This is a genomic window from Rhizobium sp. P32RR-XVIII (genome assembly GCF_012641395.1).
Lineage (GTDB): Bacteria > Pseudomonadota > Alphaproteobacteria > Rhizobiales > Rhizobiaceae > Rhizobium.
The window spans coordinates 84,879-102,803 of the sequence record NZ_JABAIH010000010.1 but is presented as its reverse complement, the minus strand read 5'-3'; the positions used below and the strand labels follow the sequence as shown (position 1 = coordinate 102,803).

Annotated in this window: 13 protein-coding genes; 6 read left to right on the top strand and 7 right to left on the bottom strand. The window is 61.3% G+C overall.

Annotated features, from left to right (window positions below; all coding sequences use genetic code 11):
* The first annotated feature begins 3 nt into the window (after positions 1 to 3).
* The 3 genes from HGP14_RS35265 (at position 4) to HGP14_RS24495 (ending at position 3,865) form a co-directional block, all read left to right on the top strand.
* On the top strand, positions 4 to 1,431 hold the full coding sequence (locus HGP14_RS35265; protein ID WP_205927318.1) for a mannose-1-phosphate guanylyltransferase/mannose-6-phosphate isomerase: 1,428 nt from the start codon (positions 4 to 6) through the stop codon (positions 1,429 to 1,431).
* Between the two features lie 97 nt (positions 1,432 to 1,528).
* Positions 1,529 to 2,845 (top strand): UDP-glucose dehydrogenase family protein, encoded by a 1,317-nt coding sequence (locus tag HGP14_RS24500; RefSeq protein WP_168832471.1) that lies wholly within the window; start codon positions 1,529 to 1,531, stop codon positions 2,843 to 2,845.
* Between the two features lie 3 nt (positions 2,846 to 2,848).
* A complete protein-coding gene (locus tag HGP14_RS24495) occupies positions 2,849 to 3,865 on the top strand; it encodes an NAD-dependent epimerase (protein ID WP_168832470.1) in 1,017 nt (338 codons plus the stop codon).
* A gap of 3 nt (positions 3,866 to 3,868) precedes the next feature.
* On the opposite strand, the gene HGP14_RS24490 is transcribed toward HGP14_RS24495, so the two are convergent.
* The 5 genes from HGP14_RS24490 to HGP14_RS24470 all read right to left on the bottom strand — a co-directional run bounded on the left by HGP14_RS24490 (position 3,869) and on the right by HGP14_RS24470 (position 13,202).
* A complete protein-coding gene (locus tag HGP14_RS24490) occupies positions 3,869 to 5,653 on the bottom strand; it encodes a putative bifunctional diguanylate cyclase/phosphodiesterase (protein ID WP_168832469.1) in 1,785 nt (594 codons plus the stop codon).
* 125 nt (positions 5,654 to 5,778) lie between these two features.
* Positions 5,779 to 7,563 (bottom strand): IlvD/Edd family dehydratase, encoded by a 1,785-nt coding sequence (locus HGP14_RS24485; RefSeq protein ID WP_168832468.1) that lies wholly within the window; start codon positions 7,561 to 7,563, stop codon positions 5,779 to 5,781.
* 139 nt (positions 7,564 to 7,702) lie between these two features.
* Complete coding sequence (locus tag HGP14_RS24480) at positions 7,703 to 10,900, bottom strand: efflux RND transporter permease subunit (RefSeq protein WP_168832467.1); 3,198 nt, start codon at positions 10,898 to 10,900, stop codon at positions 7,703 to 7,705.
* Positions 10,901 to 11,155: 255 nt separating this feature from the next.
* A complete protein-coding gene (locus tag HGP14_RS24475) occupies positions 11,156 to 12,343 on the bottom strand; it encodes an efflux RND transporter periplasmic adaptor subunit (protein ID WP_168832466.1) in 1,188 nt (395 codons plus the stop codon).
* A 46-nt stretch (positions 12,344 to 12,389) separates the two neighbouring features.
* The gene (locus HGP14_RS24470) at positions 12,390 to 13,202 is read right to left on the bottom strand and encodes an alpha/beta hydrolase fold domain-containing protein (RefSeq protein ID WP_168832558.1); all 813 of its coding nucleotides are present in this window, start codon (positions 13,200 to 13,202) and stop codon (positions 12,390 to 12,392) included.
* Between the two features lie 154 nt (positions 13,203 to 13,356).
* Between HGP14_RS24470 and HGP14_RS24465 the strand changes: the two genes are divergently transcribed.
* The gene (locus HGP14_RS24465) at positions 13,357 to 14,268 is read left to right on the top strand and encodes a LysR family transcriptional regulator (protein ID WP_168832465.1); all 912 of its coding nucleotides are present in this window, start codon (positions 13,357 to 13,359) and stop codon (positions 14,266 to 14,268) included.
* A 234-nt stretch (positions 14,269 to 14,502) separates the two neighbouring features.
* Here the strand turns inward: HGP14_RS24465 and HGP14_RS24460 are convergent, their stop codons facing one another.
* Together HGP14_RS24460 and HGP14_RS24455 are read right to left on the bottom strand one after the other, a co-directional pair.
* Positions 14,503 to 15,405, bottom strand: coding sequence for an SDR family oxidoreductase (locus tag HGP14_RS24460; protein ID WP_168832464.1), 903 nt, complete (start codon positions 15,403 to 15,405; stop codon positions 14,503 to 14,505).
* 79 nt (positions 15,406 to 15,484) lie between these two features.
* On the bottom strand, positions 15,485 to 16,225 hold the full coding sequence (locus tag HGP14_RS24455; RefSeq protein ID WP_168832463.1) for an SDR family oxidoreductase: 741 nt from the start codon (positions 16,223 to 16,225) through the stop codon (positions 15,485 to 15,487).
* 122 nt (positions 16,226 to 16,347) lie between these two features.
* Between HGP14_RS24455 and HGP14_RS24450 the strand changes: the two genes are divergently transcribed.
* Both HGP14_RS24450 and HGP14_RS24445 read left to right on the top strand, forming a co-directional pair.
* Positions 16,348 to 17,250 carry a LysR family transcriptional regulator gene (locus tag HGP14_RS24450; protein ID WP_168832462.1) on the top strand — a complete coding sequence of 301 codons (903 nt, stop codon included), beginning with the start codon at positions 16,348 to 16,350 and terminating at the stop codon, positions 17,248 to 17,250.
* 50 nt (positions 17,251 to 17,300) lie between these two features.
* Positions 17,301 to 17,888 carry a DNA-3-methyladenine glycosylase gene (locus HGP14_RS24445; RefSeq protein ID WP_168832461.1) on the top strand — a complete coding sequence of 196 codons (588 nt, stop codon included), beginning with the start codon at positions 17,301 to 17,303 and terminating at the stop codon, positions 17,886 to 17,888.
* The last annotated feature ends 37 nt before the right edge of the window (positions 17,889 to 17,925 follow it).

Sequence of the window (17,925 nt, the reverse complement as noted above, 5' to 3'; positions counted from 1 at the left end):
CCGATGACGCAAAAGATCGTTCCCGTGATCATGGCAGGAGGCAAGGGCACGCGACTCTGGCCGCTGTCGCGCGCAACTGCGCCGAAGCAATTCATTCAGTTCATCGGCGACAAGACCCTGTTCCAGGAGACGCTCGCCCGCGTCTCCGACCCTGCACTCTACGAAGCGCCGGTCGTGCTGACCAACGAGGAATTCCGCTTCCTCGTGGCCGAACAGGCCCGCGAGCTCGATCACCCGCTGAAGGCCATCCTGCTCGAGCCCGTCGCCCGCAACACCGCGCCCGCCGTCGCCGCCGCTGCCGCTCTCGTTGCCGAGGCTTTCGGCAAGGACGTGATCATGCATGTGCTCGGCTCGGACTATGAGATCGTCGCCGACCAAAGCTATTTCGACAGCGTACGCGCAGCGCGGGAGACCGCCGCTACGGGCAAGCTCGTCACCTTCGGCATCAAGCCCACCGAGCCGGCGACCGGCTACGGCTACATCGAGGGCGGCAAGAACCTTCCGACCGGCGCGCAGACGGTGAAGCGCTTCATTGAAAAGCCGCCTCTGGACAAGGCGAAGGAGATGCTGGCAGCCGGCGACTTCTACTGGAATTCGGGCATGTTCATGTTCCAGGTTTCGGTGCTTCTTGGCGAAATGCGCGCCCATGCGCCGGATGTCGTGAAAGCGGCCGATGCTGCGGTCGCGAAGTCCACACGCGACCTCGACTTCATCCGCCTCGATTCCCCGTCCTTCGCGAAGGCGCCGAACATCTCGATCGACTATGCGATCATGGAAAAGACGGAAAACGCCGCCGTCGTGCCCTCGCCATTCAAGTGGTCTGACCTCGGCAGCTGGGACTCCGTGTGGAAATCCGGCACGCGCGACCAGAATGGCAACGTCGCGACCGCCAATACGACACTCGTCAATAGCCGCAACTCGCTGGTGATGAGCCACGGCGTTCACCTGGCCGTCCAAGGCATGGACGACGTTGCCGTGATCGCAAGCGAGGATGCCGTCTATGTCGGCAAGTTGCAGGACAGCCAGAGTGTTGGCGATCTCGTCAAGACGCTCGCCGCCCTGCCCGCGACGTCGAAACTGACGGAGACGCACCCGACCTCATATCGGCCCTGGGGCGGTTACACGTCGATCCTCAACGGCGACCGCTTTCAGGTGAAGCGCATCTTCGTCACGCCCGGCAAGAAGCTCTCGCTGCAGAAACATCATCACCGCTCGGAACACTGGATCGTCGTCAAGGGCACGGCCGAGGTGACGATCGGCGAGACTGTGCAGATGCTGCGCGAAAACGAGTCGGTCTATATCCCGCTCGGAGAGGTCCACCGGCTCGCGAATCCCGGCAAGATCATGCTGGAACTGATCGAAGTGCAAACCGGTTCCTACCTCGGTGAGGATGACATCATCCGCATCGTCGACGAGTTCGGCCGTAGCTGAAACGTGCCGCTGTCTTGAATTTGTAAGTGTGCGCCTGTAACACGATCGCGTTTTGCCGCCGTAGGCCACGATCGTTTTACATGATGAAGGTTATCCCATGCGCATAGTTATGATTGGTTCGGGTTACGTCGGTCTCGTTTCCGGCGCCTGCCTTGCGGATTTCGGACACCACATCACCTGCGTCGACAAATCCGAAGCGAAGATCGACGCGCTCATGGCTGGCGAAGTGCCGATCTTCGAGCCGGGCCTTGACGCTATCATCGAACACAACCGCAGCGCCGGCCGCTTGGATTTCTCCAAGGAACTGACAGGGCCGGTCGCCGATGCCGATGTCGTCTTCATCGCCGTCGGAACGCCGTCGCGCCGCGGCGACGGCCACGCCGATCTGAGCTACGTTTATGCCGCCGCCCGCGAGATTGCCGCAGCTGTCACCGGCTTTACCGTGGTGGTCACGAAATCCACCGTTCCCGTCGGCACCGGCGACGAGATCGAGCGCATCTTTCGCGAGGAGTTCCCCGGCAAGGACATCGCCGTCGTCTCGAATCCGGAATTTCTGCGCGAAGGCGCGGCGATTACCGATTTCAAGCGTCCAGACCGCATCGTCATTGGCACGGAAGATCCACGAGCGACAGAAGTGATGCGCGAAGTCTACCGGCCGCTCTATCTCAATGAAGCACCGCTCTATTTCTGCGAGCGCCGGACGTCGGAACTGATCAAATACGCTGCCAATGCTTTCCTCGCCATGAAGATCACCTTCATCAACGAGATCGCCGATCTCTGCGAGCAGATCGGTGCGGACGTGCAGAAGGTTGCCAAGGGCATCGGCATGGACAAGCGCATCGGCGACAAGTTCCTGCATGCCGGTCCCGGCTACGGCGGCTCGTGCTTTCCGAAGGACACGCTCGCCCTCGTCAAGACCGCGCAGGACTACGACAGCCCGATGCGCCTCATCGAAACAACGGTGGCGATTAACGACAATCGCAAGCGGGCGATGGGCCGCAAGGTCATCGCCGCTTGCGACGGCAGCGTGCGCGGCAAGAAGATCGCCGTCCTCGGCCTGACCTTCAAGCCGAACACCGACGACATGCGCGACGCGCCCTCGATCACTATCGTTCAAGCCCTGCTCGACGGCGGTGCCACCGTTCACGCCTACGATCCGGAAGGCATGGAAGCTGCCAAGGAAATGCTCGGTCCGGTCACCTACGGCAAGGATCCATACGAGATCGCTGAAGGCGCCGACGCGATCGTGATCGTCACGGAATGGGATGAATTCCGCGCCCTCGACTTCAAGCGCCTGAAGACGACGATGAAGAACCCTGTCATCGTGGATCTGCGCAATATCTATCCCGTCGGCGAAATCACCCGTCATGGCTTCAGCTACTTCGCCGTCGGGAAGAAGACCGAGAAGAGATAGAGAATGCACTATTTCATAACAGGCACCGCAGGCTTCATCGGCTTTCACCTTGCGCGGCGCCTGTTGCAGGATGGGCATCGCGTCACCGGTTTCGACGGCCTGACGCCCTACTACAATGTCAAGCTGAAGCACATGCGGCACGCAGCTCTGGCGCAGTTCCCCGCCTTCAAGCCTGTTATCGCCATGCTTGAAGATCAAAAGGCGCTTGCGGGCGCAGTTGGCGAGGCAAAGCCGGATATCCTGATCCACCTCGCCGCCCAGGCGGGGGTCCGTTACAGCCTCGAAAATCCGCGTGCCTATCTCAGCTCGAACGTCGAAGGCTCGTGGAACATCCTTGAGCTTTCAGAGCGCCACAAGGTGCAGCATCTGATGCTGGCCTCGACTTCTTCGATCTATGGTGGAAATCCGTCTGTTCCCTTCCGCGAGACAGATAGGGCTGACGAACCTCTGACGATCTATGCCGCCACGAAGAAGTCGATGGAACTGATGGCGCATAGCTACGCGCATCTCTACAAGGTGCCGACCACCGCCTTCCGCTTCTTCACGGTCTATGGTCCCTGGGGCCGCCCGGACATGGCGCTCTTCAAGTTCGTGAAGAGCATGCTGGAGGATCAGCCGATCGAGATCTACGGCGAAGGCAAGATGAGCCGCGATTTCACCTATATCGATGACCTCGTGGAAGCGATCGTCCGGCTTTCCGCCGTCGTGCCTTCGGAGGAGAACCGCGTTGCCGACGAAAAGGTCGAGACGCTGTCGCATCAGGCACCGTTCCGCGTCGTCAATATCGGCGGCGGTCAGCCTGTCAGCCTGATGGACTTCGTCGAGACGGTCGAAAAGGCGCTCGGAAAGCCGGCACAGCGAAAGATGCTGCCGATGCAGAAGGGCGATGTTCCGCGCACCTTCGCCAGCCCGGATCTGCTCGCGGCGCTCACGGGTTACAAGCCGGACACGACGCTGGAAACCGGCGTCAGAGCCTTTGTGGAATGGTATCTGGAAGCCCGCCGCGAGCTGGAGCCGTAATCGCTAGAGCCGTCCTGCCGCGCCTGGTTTGACCTCGATCCGGCTCGCCGGCGAAATAAGCTGGTCGATCTCCACCGCGGAAACCGGAGAGCCGAGCGCAAAGCCTTGGAGCGTGTCGCAGCCAAGCCGGGTCAATGCTTCGGCATGCCCCTTGGTCTCGACACCCTCCGCGATCACTTCGACATTGAGCGCCTTGGCAATGTCGATGATCGAACTGACGATTCGGTACTGCTCCTCGGATTCGACGACATCGATCACTAGCTGGCGGTCAAGCTTCAGCCGCTTCGGGCGCAGCCGCGCCAAACCGATCAGCGAGGCATGCCCCGAACCGAAATCATCGATCTCGATGTCGATGCCCATCTGCTTGATTTGATCGATGTTGCGCAGCAATCTGTCGTCGGGGTCATCGAGAAAAATCGTCTCCACCAGCTCGAAAGCAAATTGCCCGGGAGGAATTTCCATTGCCCGAAGGCTATCCAGTAGCGTCGGGTCGAAGAGCCGCGGGCCGGAGATATTCACCGCTATACGTGGAACAACCGCTCCCCGGCGCAGCCAGTATTTGCGATCTTCCAAAGCCCTCTTTAGAATTGCGGCATCGATATCGGCCAAAAGGTCACTTTCAGCCGCGACATTCATGAACACGGCGGGTGACAGCAGGCCTTTTTCCGGGTGAAGCCAGCGGGCAAGCGCTTCAAGACCTGAAATCTCGCGCGTCTTGGCGTCGAACTGCATCTGGTAGTAAGGAATGATCTCGCCGCGCTCCAGCCCGCGCTTCAACTCCTCGGCGAGGTGGCGTTTGCTCAGCAAGTCATCCTGCAGCTGCCGAGAAAAGAATTCTATGCGGTTCAACCCGGATTTCTTGGCCTGATAAAGCGCCAGATCGGATTCCGCGAACAGATTACGCGTTCGCCGGCCGGCGCTCCATGATACGCCGATCGTGGCGCCGGATTGCAGCAATTCGTGACCAAACCGGATCTTCTTGCGCAGACGCTGCTGGACATCCGCCGCTATGCGCCTGAGCGCTTCGACCGTTCCGAAATTCCACAGCAGGATCACGAACTCGTCGCCGCCGACGCGCGCAGCCATGCTATTTGTTGGGATGGCGGCGGTGATCCGCAGTGCTGCCGCACGCAGCACGCCGTCGCCAGCCGCATGACCATAGCTGTCATTGATCTGCCTGAACTGATCGAGATCAAGATGAAGGACCGCGAGCGTCGAGATCGACTTGTCGGCCTGCAGGGCGGCGAGCCGGTTATCAAACAGGCGCCGGTTGGGCAACCCGGTCAGGTAGTCGTGCTCGGATGCATATTCGATGCGCGCATTGCTTTCTTCGAGCGCCCTTGCGCGCGCTTCAGCAACCTGCCGCTGACGCTCCACCTCGGCATTCAGCAGCACGTCAGCCGTGACGTCCCATTCGGCGCCGATGAAGGAGGGAGTGCCCTCCTCGCTGACGTAAAAATGGCCGCGCGAACGCAAATGCCGGATTTCACCATTCGGCAAAATGATGCGGAATTCGGAATTGTAAGGACCGCGCCGGGCAACCGCCTCGTCGAACTCATCCACTGCCCGCCGTAGGTCTTCCGGATGAATGGCGTCCATCCAGAGTGATGCCGGAATGACCCGCATGCTCAGGCCGGTCTGGTAGAGCCGGTGCATCTGCGCGTCCCAGAAAATCTCATTGGTGCGCACATTATGGTCCCAAACGCCGATCTGCGACGCGTCGAGCGCGAGCTCGAGGCGCCTCAGGAGATCCTGGAATTCTTGCTCCGACCGGGTCGTTTTCGTCATAGGCAGTCGGTCTCAGCCTTAAAGCAGATGCGATGACTTATAGTACCGTCTCAAACCCACATTAACGAATATACTTTGGGACTATCGAATTGGTTATAGGGTGCCCAATTCCTTAACGCTTGCGTCTAATGATTGTGGCGCGGTGGAAATTTTGCAATCCCCCTAAATTCCGGTGCTCCCTCAAGAACCGCACCTTCAGAAAGCTGATTGACCGACCGGCGGTAGATACGCTGCCATGGTGTGGCGTCCGGCGGCACCGGTGGAATGCCATCCCCTTTCCGGCGTTCGATCTCGGTCGCATCGACCAGCATGTCGCAACGGCCCTGATTGAAATCGATGCGGATGATATCACCGGTACGAAGCCACGCGAGACCGCCGCCGGCCGCGCTCTCCGGCGAGGCATTGAGGATCGAGGGGCTGTCCGCAGTCCCGGACTGTCGGCCATCGCCGATCGTCGGAAGGCTGCGGATACCGCGTTTCAGGAGACGATCCGGCGGCTGCATGTTCACGACCTCGGCTGATCCCGGCCAGCCGATCGGGCCTGCCCCGCGGATGACGAGGATAGTGTTCTCGTCGATGTCGAGCGCCGGATCGTTGATCCGCTTGTGGTAGTCCTCAGAGCCGTCGAACACGACCGCCTTGCCCTGGAATATGCCTTCGTGGCCGGGTTCTTGCAGGTAGCGCTTGCGAAAATCCTCCGAGACCACACTCATCTTCATGATCGCGAAATCGAAGAGATTGCCCTTGAGCACGAGGAAACCCGCCCGCTCCTTCAGTGGCTCGTTGAACGGCCGGATGACTTCGCGGTCGCGTGCCTCCCTGCCTTCCAGGTTCTCGGCCATCGTCCTGCCGGTCACCGTCCGACAGTTCCCGTCGAGCTTTCCGGCTTGCAGCAGTTCCCACATGATCGCCGGCGTGCCGCCCGCGCGATGATAGCGCTCTCCGAGATAGGCGCCGGCCGGCTGGACATTCGCAAGCAGCGGGATATCGAAGCCGTGGACCTGCCAGTCGTCGGGATGAAGCTCGACGCCGGCATGCTTTGCCATCGCCGCCAGATGCGGCTGCGCATTGGTGGAACCGCCGATCGCCGAATTGGTGCGGATGGCGTTGAGGAAGGCTTCGCGCGTCAGAATATCCGACGGTTTCAGATCTTCGAAAACGATCTCGACGGCGCGTCGTCCGGTGCGATAGGCCATCTGGCCGCGCTCGCGATAGGCGGCGGGGATATTGCCGCAGCCCGTCAACGACAGGCCAAGCGCCTCTGCAAGAGCGTTCATCGTCGAAGCCGTGCCCATCGTATTGCAATGGCCGACAGACGGTGCGGAATCGAGCGCCGTCTGCAGGAACTCCTCCTCGTCGATCTCTCCCGCCGCAAGCCTGCGCCGCGACCGCCAGATCGCCATGCCGGAGCCCGCCAGCTCCCCTTCATGCCAGCCGTCGAGCATCGGCCCGCCGGAAAGCACGATGGCCGGGATATCGACGGTCGAGGCGGCCATGATCGCCGAAGGGGTGGTCTTGTCGCAGCCGGTCGTCAGCACGACGCCGTCAAGCGGATAGCCGTAGAGAATTTCGACGAGCCCGAGATAGGCGAGGTTGCGGTCGAGCGCCGCCGTTGGCCGCTTGCAGTTCTCGAAGATCGGATGTGTCGGAAACTCGATCGGAATGCCACCCGCATCCCGAATGCCGTCGCGCACGCGTTTGGCGAGCTCGATATGCACTCTGTTACAGGGGGTCAGGTCGCTGCCGCTCTGGGCGATGCCAATGATCGGCTTGCCGGAGCGCAGCTCCTCCGGGGTGATGCCGTAGTTCATGAAGCGCTCGAGATAGAGAGCCGTCATGTCTATATGGTCCGGATTGTCGAACCAGTCCTGCGAACGCAGGCGACGTTTCGGCGTTTTATTGTCAGTCATTCCTTCCTCCCGAGCTAGGGATTGCTCCCTGCATGCGATGTACGTTCGTCAAAAAAACATAGACAGATGACGCCTGCGCGCAAATGAAAAAGGCGGGACCGATGTCCCGCCTTCTTTTTTTTGCTCGTCGAGCTCCCGCTTATTCGGCGGCGACCCGGACATGCTCTTCTTCATCCCGAGGATGATTGTCGTTGTGCTGAATCAGCGGACGGTTGCCCGTCATCCTGCGCAAGAGCACGTAGAAGACCGGCGTCATGAAGATGCCGAAGAAGGTCACGCCGATCATGCCCGAGAAGACGGCGACACCCATGGCGGCGCGCATTTCCGAACCGGCACCCGTCGAGGTGACGAGCGGAACGACGCCCATGATGAAGGCCATGGAGGTCATCAGGATCGGGCGCAGGCGCAGGCGGCTTGCCTCGATTGCGGCCTGGACCGGCGTCCTGCCCTCGAACTCGAGCTCGCGGGCGAATTCCACGATCAGGATCGCGTTCTTCGCCGAGAGGCCGACAAGGACCACGAAGCCGATCTGGGTGAAGATGTTGTTGTCTCCACCCGTGAGCCAGACACCGGTCAGTGCGGCCAGCAGGCTCATCGGCACGATCATGATGATCGCCAGCGGCAGGGTCAGGCTCTCATACTGGGCAGCCAGCACGAGGAAGACGAGCAGCAGGGCGAGCGGGAAGACGACGACGCTCGAATTGCCGGCAAGAATCTGCTGGTAGGTCAGATCCGTCCATTCGAAGTCGATGCCCGGAGGCAGCGTCTCCTTCAGGATCTTCTCGATTGCCGCCTGCGCCTGACCGGACGAGAAGCCCGGTGCCGGACCGCCGTTGATATCGGCCGCGAGGAAGCCGTTGTAGCGGTTCGCACGCTCCGGACCGGTGCTCGGCTCCACCTTCAGCAGCGCCGAAAGCGGGATCATCTGGCCCGATGCCGAGCGGACCTTCAACTGGCCGATATCTTCCGGTTGTGCCCGGAACTTGGCATCGGCCTGGACGCGAACGCTGTAGGTGCGGCCGAAGGCGTTGAAGTCGTTGACGTAAAGCGAGCCGAGATAGATCTGCAGCGTCTGGAAGACGTCGGTGACGGACACTCCGAGCTGCTCGGCCTTGGCGCGGTCGAGATCGGCATAGAGCTGCGGCACGTTGATCTGGAAGCTGGAGAACAGACCGGCAAGCTCAGGCGTCTGATAGGCCTTGGCAAGGACTGCCTTGGTTGCCTCGTCGAGCGCCCGGTTGCCCAAGCCTGCGCGATCCTCGATCTGCAGCTTGAATCCGCCCGTCGTGCCGAGACCGTTGACCGGCGGCGGCGGGAACATGGCGATGAAGGCATCCTGGATGGCGCCGAACTTCTGGTTCAGTGCCATGGCGATCGCGCCGCCGGAAAGGTCCGGCGTCTTGCGCTCGTCGAAGTCCTTCAGCGTCACGAAGACGATGCCGGCATTCGAGGAGTTGGTGAAGCCATTGATCGACAGGCCGGGGAAGGCGATCGCATGGTCGACACCCGGCTGCTTCAGGGCAATATCGGTCATGCGCTTGATGACGTCTTCCGTGCGGTCGAGGCTTGCGGCATCCGGCAGCTGTGCGAAGCCGATCAGATATTGCTTGTCCTGCGAAGGCACGAAGCCGCCCGGAACCGTGGTGAACAGGCTGTAAGTCGTTCCCACCAGCGCAAGATAGACCACCATGACGATGCTCTTGCGCGACAGGAGACCGCCCACGCCCTTGCCGTAGTAGCTGGAACCGACACCGAAGGCGCGGTTGAAGCCGCGGAAGAACCAGCCGAAGATCGCGTCCATGAACCGCGTCAGCCAATCCTTCGGTGCGTGATGCCCCTTCAGAAGAAGAGCAGCAAGCGCCGGGGAGAGCGTCAGCGAGTTGAAGGCAGAAATCACGGTCGAGATCGCGATCGTCAGCGCGAACTGGCGGTAGAACTGACCCGACAGGCCGGAGATGAAGGCGAGCGGCACGAAGACCGCGACCAGCACCAGCGCAATCGCGATGATCGGGCCGGACACTTCCTTCATGGCCTTGTAGGTCGCCTGTCGCGGACTGAGCCCGTTCTCGATATTGCGTTCGACGTTTTCAACGACAACGATCGCATCGTCGACGACGATACCGATCGCCAGCACCAGCCCGAAGAGGCTGAGCGCGTTGATCGAGAAGCCCAAGACATACATGACCGCGAACGTACCGATGATCGATACCGGAACGGCGATCAGCGGAATGATCGAGGCACGCCATGTCTGCAGGAACAGGATGACGACGAGAACGACGAGCGCGATAGCCTCGAGCAGCGTATCGATGACCTTTTCGATCGAGGCGCGTACGAACTTCGTCGTATCGTAGACGATTTCGTACTTGACGCCATCGGGCATCGCCTGCTGCAGCGTATCCATGGTGGCGCGCACGTTGTCTGCGATCTCGATCGCGTTCGAACCCGGCGCCTGAAGGACGGCGACGGCGACGGCCGGCTTGCCGTCGAGCAGTGAGCGCAGGCTATAGTCGGCGGCACCAAGCTCGATGCGGGCAACGTCGCGAAGGCGGGTGATTTCACCGTTGGCGCCTGTCTTGACGATGATGTTGCCGAATTCCTCAGGTGTGCGCAGACGTCCCTGGGCATTGACGTTGAGCTGCAGGTCGACGCCCGTCGGGCTCGGCGACGCGCCGATGATGCCGGCGGCGGCCTGCACGTTCTGGGAATTGATCGCATTGCTGATGTCGCTGGCGGCAAGATTGTGCTCGGCAGCCTTCTGCGGATCGATCCAGACGCGCATCGAATAGTCGCCGGCGCCGAAGACCTGCACCTGGCCCACACCTGGGATGCGGGCAAGCCGGTCCTTGACGTTCAGGGTCGCGTAATTGCGCAGGTAGGTGATGTCATGATTGTCTCCATCCGAGACGAGGTTCACGACCATGATGAAGTCGGGCGAGCTCTTGACCGTGGTGATGCCGAGCGCGCGCACTTCCGCCGGAAGACGCGGCTCGGCCTGCGAAACGCGGTTCTGTACGAGCTGCTGTGCCTTGTCCGGATCGGTGCCCAGCTGGAAGGTAACAGTGACGTTGAGTGCCCCGTCGGAGGTCGCCTGGCTGGACATGTAAAGCATGCCCTCGACGCCATTGATCTGCTCTTCGAGCGGCGTCGCCACCGTTTCGGCGATGACCGACGGGTTGGCGCCGGGATAGGTGGCGTGCACGACGACGGAAGGCGGCACGACTTCCGGATATTCCGAAATCGGCAGCGCCCTGAGGCCGATCAGGCCGGCGACCACGATGAGGACCGAAAGAACACCGGCAAACACCGGGCGGTCGACAAAGAATCTGGAGATGTTCATATCAAAGCCCTCTCCGGGGTGAACATGGATATAAGGTCCCTCTCAGGCGGCATGGGAGGCCGCCGGCGGGTGGTATATTTTTGGATTGCGGCCCATCCCCTTCTCCCCAGCGGGGAGAAGATGTCCGTCAGGACAGATGAGGGGGTGAGCGACGAAGGAGCGAACGGCTGAGCGAAAGCGAGGCCGTCCCGGCCGCACCCGCCCCCTCATCCGGCCCTTCGGGCCACCTTCTCCCCGTGGGGGAGAAGGGAATTTTCAGTTGGTCGCGACCTTCTCTTCCATCTGGGGCGCCACGATTGCGCCCGGACGGATGCGCTGCAGCCCGTTGACGACGATCTTCTCGCCGGCAGTGAGACCGCCTTCGATCACCCGCTGGCCGTCGAACAGCGAGCCGAGCTGGATCTGCCGGTAGCTGACCTTGTTCTCGCCATCGACGACGAAGACGAACTTCTTGTCCTGATCAGTGCCGACCGCGCGGTCGTTGATGACGATCTTGTTCTCGGATTTCGGCTGACCCATGCGGACCCGCACGAACTGGCCGGGGATCAGCTTGCCGCCGGGATTGTCGAAGACGGCGCGGACCGCAATGGTGCCGCTTGCCGCATCGACTTCGTTGTCGACGAGCTGCAGCTTGCCCTTGATCGGCGTGCCGTCATCGGCGAGCGTGCCGACTTCAACCGGGATCCGTTCGACGGCCGGCAGCGCGGCGTCGGTTGCCGGAAGCTCCGAAAGCGCCTTCGTCACCATTTCTTCGCTTGCATTGAAGCTCGCATAGATCGGGTCGACGGAGACGAGCGTCGTCAGTTCCGGCGAGGCGGAGCCAGCGGCGACAAGGTTGCCGACGGTGACCTCGATCTTGCCGATGCGGCCGGAAACCGGGGCATGCACCTGCGTGTAGTCGAGGTCGAGCTGGGCGGATTGAAGGGCCGCCTGAGCCGAACGAAGGCCCGCTTGCGCCTCAGCCAGCGTGCTCTGACGCTGATCGAGATCGCTCTGCGAGATCGTGCGGTTGTCGGAAAGCTTGCGGCCGCGGTCGAGTTCGGTCTGCGCCAGGCCGACCTTGGCTTCGGCCGAAGCAACCTGACCCTGCGCCTGCGCGACTGCAGCCTCATACGGAGCCGGGTCGATGGTGAAAAGCAGATCGCCCGCCTTCACCAAAGCGCCTTCGCGGAAGTGCACGGACTGGATGGCACCCGCAACGCGCGGGCGGACCTGAACACGGTCTACCGCCTCCAGACGGCCTGAAAAGTCTTCCCAGGCCGTCACGTCACGGCTCTGGACCACGGCAACGGTGACCGGCACAGCGGGAGCCTGCGCGGGTTCCGAAGCGGCGGTCGCAGCCGTGCTCATCGGCAATTCAAAAAAGATAGCGGCCGCCGAAACAGACGCAACAACACCTATGCCGGCGCCCACCAGGGCCCAGCGTTTCTTTCTGGACGTCATTGGTACTCTCCTTCCGGCCGCTACGGCCGGCAAAAACAGGTTGTCTTCAATGCAATTGCTGCTGAACGCTTAACTCTCGGAGGAAACTTTCGAACTCGCGGCTGACGTTTTCCTGCCAGTTCGAAGTGCCGTCCGTTTTCCCGCCGTAAATCGAAGGCCAGCCTGCCCGGGCGGGGAGGATATGCTGGCGAACTGCAACGCCGGCCGTTTTGAGGCGGGCTCCGTAACCGACGGTCTCATCACGCAGAGGATCGTCCTCCGCCGTAAAAATGAGGGCTGGAGCAACACCGGCGATGCGCGAACAGAGACAGGGCGCGGCGTAGGGATGGCACCCGCCGCCGCTGAGATAGTGGCTCCAGCCTTCCGTCCAGCGCTGACGCATGCCGATACCATCGGCTTTGCGGATGGAGGCCGTACCCATGAACGGATCAAGAAGCGGGGAAATGAGGATCTGGCCATCGAGCGCATCGGCATAATGATCGCGCGCCTTCAGCGCTACACCGGCCGCAATATTGCCGCCAGCCTCTTCGCCGGCGACCAGAAGCAGCGAATTGCGATCGCCGATGCCGGAGGCACGCTTGTTGGCAAGATAGGAAAAGAGGGAATAGCCGACTTCGAGCGGCTTCGGAAAGACGTTGCCGAGTGGCGCGTTGTAGTCAGGGATCGCAACGATCGCGCCGGCGTTCGCCATGCTCTCGGCAACCGCACTTTCCTTGACGCCGGATTGCAGGAAGGCGCCGCCGTGAAAGAACAGAACGATCGGCGCGCCCTTGCCGAACTCGGCGCCCTGATAGACGCGTGCGGAAACGGGGCCAGTGGCCACCTTCTCCAGCACTATGTCTTTCACCTGCATCGCCATCGTTCCGGCTTTCATTTGGTCGGCGCAAACAGCTATGGCTTGCCAATCTACGAAAAAACATATTGTTATTCACATCGCGGAATAAGAAGGTCTATTGCGATTACACTGTTCCGATTTTCGAATAATATCGCAGTGCACACTGTGGAGATCTCCAATGGACCAACTCTCGGCAATGCGCGCGTTCATACGCGTGGTTGAGACGGGCAACTTTACGCGAGCGGCCGAGACGCTCTCAATGCCCAAGGCGACAATCACCAATCTCATTCAGGGCCTGGAGGCGCATCTGCACACTAAGCTGCTCAACCGCACGACGCGGCGCGTCATGGTCACGACGGACGGCGCGCTTTACTATGAGCGGGCCTCCCAGATCGTCTCCGAGCTGGAAGAGCTCGACGGCAGTCTTTCCAACTCGCAGAGCCTTCCGAGCGGCCGCCTACGCGTTGAAATGGCAGGTGCTTTTGCCGATACCATTGTTGTTCCGGCGCTCTGCGATTTCTACGAGAAATATCCTGAGATCCGCATCGATCTGGGCGTCAGCGACCGCAACGTCGACTACCTTGCAGAGAATGTCGACTGTGCCCTTCGCGGCGGTACGCCAGCCGATCAATCTCTGATCGCAAGGCGCGTCTCCGAGGTCGAAATGATAACCTGCGCTGCCCCGCGCTATATCGAAAAGTTCGGTATCCCGGGCCGGCCCGAGGAACTGGAAGCCGACCACTATTCGGTCAGCTATTTCCGCGCTCAGACCAACCGCGCCTTTCCCTTCGAGTTCCGCAAGGGCAACGAAGAGCTCGAAGTCAATCCGCGCTGCATCGTCGCCGTCAATGACAGCCGGACGTACGTGACGGCTGTCCTGAACGGTCTCGGTATTGCACAGATTCCGCGCTTCATGATCGGCGACGCCCTTGCCAAGGGCGAGCTGGTGCCAGTCTTGCCCGAGTGGAGCCGCGAACCGCTGCCGCTCTACGTCGTCTATCCGCCGAACCGGCACTTGAGCAACAAGGTGCGCGTTTTCGTTGACTGGCTGGTGAAGCTGCTTGCCGACGCGAAGCTCAATGAGCCTTGAAGACGGAAGCGGCCCGGAAGGCAGGGAAACCTTCGACGGGCCGCTTATCATCGACTTTGAATTTCGAGGTCCACCGCGTCACCAGGGGAAATGGCCCGGCGGACCTTGGAGGTGGGCGACAGGACGGAGACTTCCCGTCGCCCCTTACCCAATAGAGATACGCCCTAATGCGAACTTTGTAAGGCGTTTGATTCGCATAGCAGTGTTCGCAAAAATGCAACAATCAAGCCCGCGTCAGCCGATCACCGAGGGTTTCAGCAGGTCCTCCAGACCGACGCGGTAGAAGAGTTCGGCCCTGACGCGATCGGCAACGCCGTTGACGATCTCGGCACCGTCCTGCGACGGATCAACGTGGACGCGGAACGGACGCTTGCCGAACGGCTTGCCGACGACGTCGACGATGGCGCGGGCAACCTCTTCGGGATCGGCATCGGCAGGCTCAAGTGCTGCCAGCCCCTGCAGCGCCTTGTCCGAAACGCCCTGGTAAGGACCTTCCAGATATTCGGCGGCACGTGCGGTATCGGCCGGAGAGCCGGAATGCGCGAAGTGGTTGGTGCCCTTGGTGAAGGCGCCGGGAACGATGATCGAGGTCTCGATGCCCCAGCGGGTTAGCTCACTGGCATACGAAACGGCCAGCGAGTCCATGGCGGCCTTGGCTGCGAAATACGGTGCCAGAAACGGCGGCGTGCCGCCGCGGGTGCTGGAGGACGAGACCCAGACAATCAGCCCTCTGCCCTGCTTGCGCAACTGCGGCAGGGCCGCGCGATTGAGGCGCTGCGTGGAGAGCACGTTGATATCGAAGAGTTCCGCATATTGCTCCGGCGTAAAGGCCTCGGCCGGGCCGAAGGACATATGACCGGCATTGTGGACGATGACGTCGAGGCGGCCGTTTTCGGCAACGATCTTTTCGACCGCCTGCTCGATCGAGGCATTGTCGGCGACATCCAGCTCGACGCTGCGCAGATCGGCATTGTTTTCCTTAGCGAACGCTGCCGCATCGGCAACGGCCTTGGCATTGCGGCTTTGCGTAGCGCGGATGCCGGCGTAAACGGTATGGCCTGCTTTTGCGAGGGCGCGTGCGCTCATCGCACCGAAGCCGCTCGATGCACCCGTGACGACGATAACTTGCTTGCTCATAGTGCTGCTCCTTCTTCAAATCAGATCGGTGAATATTCGGGGAGAAAGGGGAGACGGATAGCCGCCTCCCGGCCGAGGGTCAGATCATGCCGCCGTTGGCACGCAGCACCTGGCCGTTGATCCAGCTGCCGTCGGGACCGGCGAGGAAAGAGACCGCGGCGGCGATGTCTTCCGGCGTGCCGAGACGCTCCAGCGGGTTCATCTTCGCCATGCGGCCGATCAGTTCCTCCGACTTGCCGTTGAGGAAGAGGTCGGTGGCGGTTGGGCCGGGAGCGATTGCGTTGACGGTGATATTTCGGCCGCGCATTTCCTTCGACATGATCGCCGTCAGCGTTTCCACGGCGGCCTTGGTAGCGGCATAGACCCCATAGGTCTCGAGCTTGAGGCCGACGACACTCGTCGAGAAATTGATGATCCGGCCATCGTCACGAAGGCGCTTGGCGGCTTCGCGCAGCGTGTTGAAGGTGCCCTTCAGGTTGACGCTGATGTGGCGGTCGAAATGGGCATCGTCCGCGTCGGCGATCGGTGAAAGCATCATGATGCCGGCATTGTTGACGAGCACATCCACGCCACCAAACGCTGCTTCTGCGGCATCGAACATGCGGCGCACGGCTTCCGCGTCGCTGACGTCGGCTTTCGCCGTCAGAGCCTTGCCGCCGGCCTGCTCGATCCTCCGAGCCAATTCTTCCGCGGGAGCGGCATTTCCGGAGTAGTTGATGACGACGGTAAAGCCGTCCTGGGCGAGACGCTCGGCGACGGCAGCCCCGATGCCGCGGGAAGCGCCGGTGACAAGAGCAACCTTATTGTTATTGTTAGCCATTTTCTTTCTCCTTCAGTCATTTGCGCCGCAGCGCGTTCCGATAAGGACAAGATGCCTCTTTTCATCCTGCGGATAATCATGCATTCTTCGGCATCACTATCCGGAAAATACGAACAAATACGATGGACAGGTTCGATGCCATGCGGGTTTTCTCCCGCGTTGTGGAGAGGCGCAGCTTCACCCTTGCAGCCGAAGATATAGGATTGCCGCGCTCGACGGTAACCGACGCCGTGAAACAGCTGGAAGCCCGGCTTGGCGTTCGCCTGCTTCAGCGCACCACGCGCCATGTCAGCCCGACGCTCGACGGGGAAGCCTATTACCAGCGCTGCCTGTCGATCCTGGCCGACATCGAGGATGCCGAAGGCGCCTTTGCCGGCGCCAAGCCGAAAGGCATGCTTCGGGTGGACGTGCACGGCACGCTTGCCCGGCATTTCGTCCTGCCAAGCCTGCCGTCATTTCTGGAGACGTACCCGGATATCGAATTCTACATGAGCGAAGGCGACCGGCTGGTCGACCTGGTGCGCGAGGGCATCGATTGCGTGCTGCGGGTCGGCATTCCGCAGGATAGCGACATGATCGCCCGGCATGTGGCCATGCTGGAGGAGATCACCCTCGCCTCGCCCGCTTATCTCGAGCGCCATGGCATTCCCGAACATCCGGACAAGCTGGACGGCCATCGCATGGTCGGCTTTCGTTCGACCGCGACCGGCGGCGTAATGCCACTGGAATTCCTGGTAGACGGCAGCATCCGCAATGTCACCCTGGCCGCGACGGTCACCGTCAACGCCGCCGAGAGCTTCATGTCGGCCGCCCGCCTCGGCCTGGGCTTGATACAGGTGCCGCGCTACCACGCCGAAAAGGACCTGGCCGCTGGCACCCTTATTCATGTGCTGCCGGATTTTCCGCTGACCGAAACGCCGGTTTCGCTCCTCTATCCACGCAACCGCCAGCTCTCGCCCCGTGTTCGCGTCTTCATAGACTGGCTGGTGAAAGTCTTCGCACAGCAGCCGCCAAGTTTCGGGTAGCGGCGCCCGGCACGCGGTGATATCGGCCGAAATCAGAGAACGGGATTTGAATGACGAACATGGGCGCCATCGGAAGCGGTCCTTTGACCGGCAATGAACTTCGAAGCTTCTTCGAGCGCGATGCGATCGCCGTCGCCCGCGATCTCATCGGATGCCATCTGCTCGTCAACGGTGCGGGCGGGCGGATCACCGAGACAGAGGCCTATTTCCCGCACGACGAGGCCTCGCACAGTTTCCGCGGCCCGACGAAACGGAACGGCGCAATGTTCGGCCCGCCGGGCAACGTCTATATCTACCGCATCTACGGCATGTACTGGTGCCTGAATTTCGTCTGCACGCCCGGCTCAGCCGTGCTGATCCGCGCACTCGAACCGGAAAGCGGGATCGCCGCGATGATCGAGCGGCGCGGTACCGATGTTCTGACCCAGCTTTGCAGCGGCCCGGGCAAGCTCTGCCAGGCGCTCGGCATCGATATCGCACTCAACGATCGGCTGCTCGATCACCCGCCTTATTCCATCTCACCTTCTACACCGGTTCCGATCATCGCGGGCACAAGGATCGGGATCACGAAGAATGCCGAAGCACCATGGCGCTTCGGCATTCAGGGCTCGCGATATCTGAGCAAGCCGTTCCGCTAGAGCAATTCCGAAAAAGTGCCAAGCGGCTTTCGCCTGC

Excerpts from the sequence above, each read along its gene's own strand:
- HGP14_RS24465 (WP_168832465.1), top strand. The coding sequence starts at position 13,357 with ATGGACCAACTCTCGGCAATGCGCGCGTTCATACGCGTGGTTGAGACG.
- HGP14_RS24475 (WP_168832466.1), bottom strand. The coding sequence starts at position 12,343 with ATGACGTCCAGAAAGAAACGCTGGGCCCTGGTGGGCGCCGGCATAGGT.
- HGP14_RS24485 (WP_168832468.1), bottom strand. The coding sequence starts at position 7,563 with ATGACTGACAATAAAACGCCGAAACGTCGCCTGCGTTCGCAGGACTGG.
- HGP14_RS35265 (WP_205927318.1), top strand. The coding sequence starts at position 4 with ATGACGCAAAAGATCGTTCCCGTGATCATGGCAGGAGGCAAGGGCACG.
- HGP14_RS24450 (WP_168832462.1), top strand. The coding sequence starts at position 16,348 with ATGGACAGGTTCGATGCCATGCGGGTTTTCTCCCGCGTTGTGGAGAGG.
- HGP14_RS24495 (WP_168832470.1), top strand. The coding sequence starts at position 2,849 with ATGCACTATTTCATAACAGGCACCGCAGGCTTCATCGGCTTTCACCTT.
- HGP14_RS24445 (WP_168832461.1), top strand. The coding sequence starts at position 17,301 with ATGACGAACATGGGCGCCATCGGAAGCGGTCCTTTGACCGGCAATGAA.
- HGP14_RS24480 (WP_168832467.1), bottom strand. The coding sequence starts at position 10,900 with ATGAACATCTCCAGATTCTTTGTCGACCGCCCGGTGTTTGCCGGTGTT.
- HGP14_RS24470 (WP_168832558.1), bottom strand. The coding sequence starts at position 13,202 with ATGGCGATGCAGGTGAAAGACATAGTGCTGGAGAAGGTGGCCACTGGC.
- HGP14_RS24490 (WP_168832469.1), bottom strand. The coding sequence starts at position 5,653 with ATGACGAAAACGACCCGGTCGGAGCAAGAATTCCAGGATCTCCTGAGG.
- HGP14_RS24460 (WP_168832464.1), bottom strand. The coding sequence starts at position 15,405 with ATGAGCAAGCAAGTTATCGTCGTCACGGGTGCATCGAGCGGCTTCGGT.
- HGP14_RS24500 (WP_168832471.1), top strand. The coding sequence starts at position 1,529 with ATGCGCATAGTTATGATTGGTTCGGGTTACGTCGGTCTCGTTTCCGGC.
- HGP14_RS24455 (WP_168832463.1), bottom strand. The coding sequence starts at position 16,225 with ATGGCTAACAATAACAATAAGGTTGCTCTTGTCACCGGCGCTTCCCGC.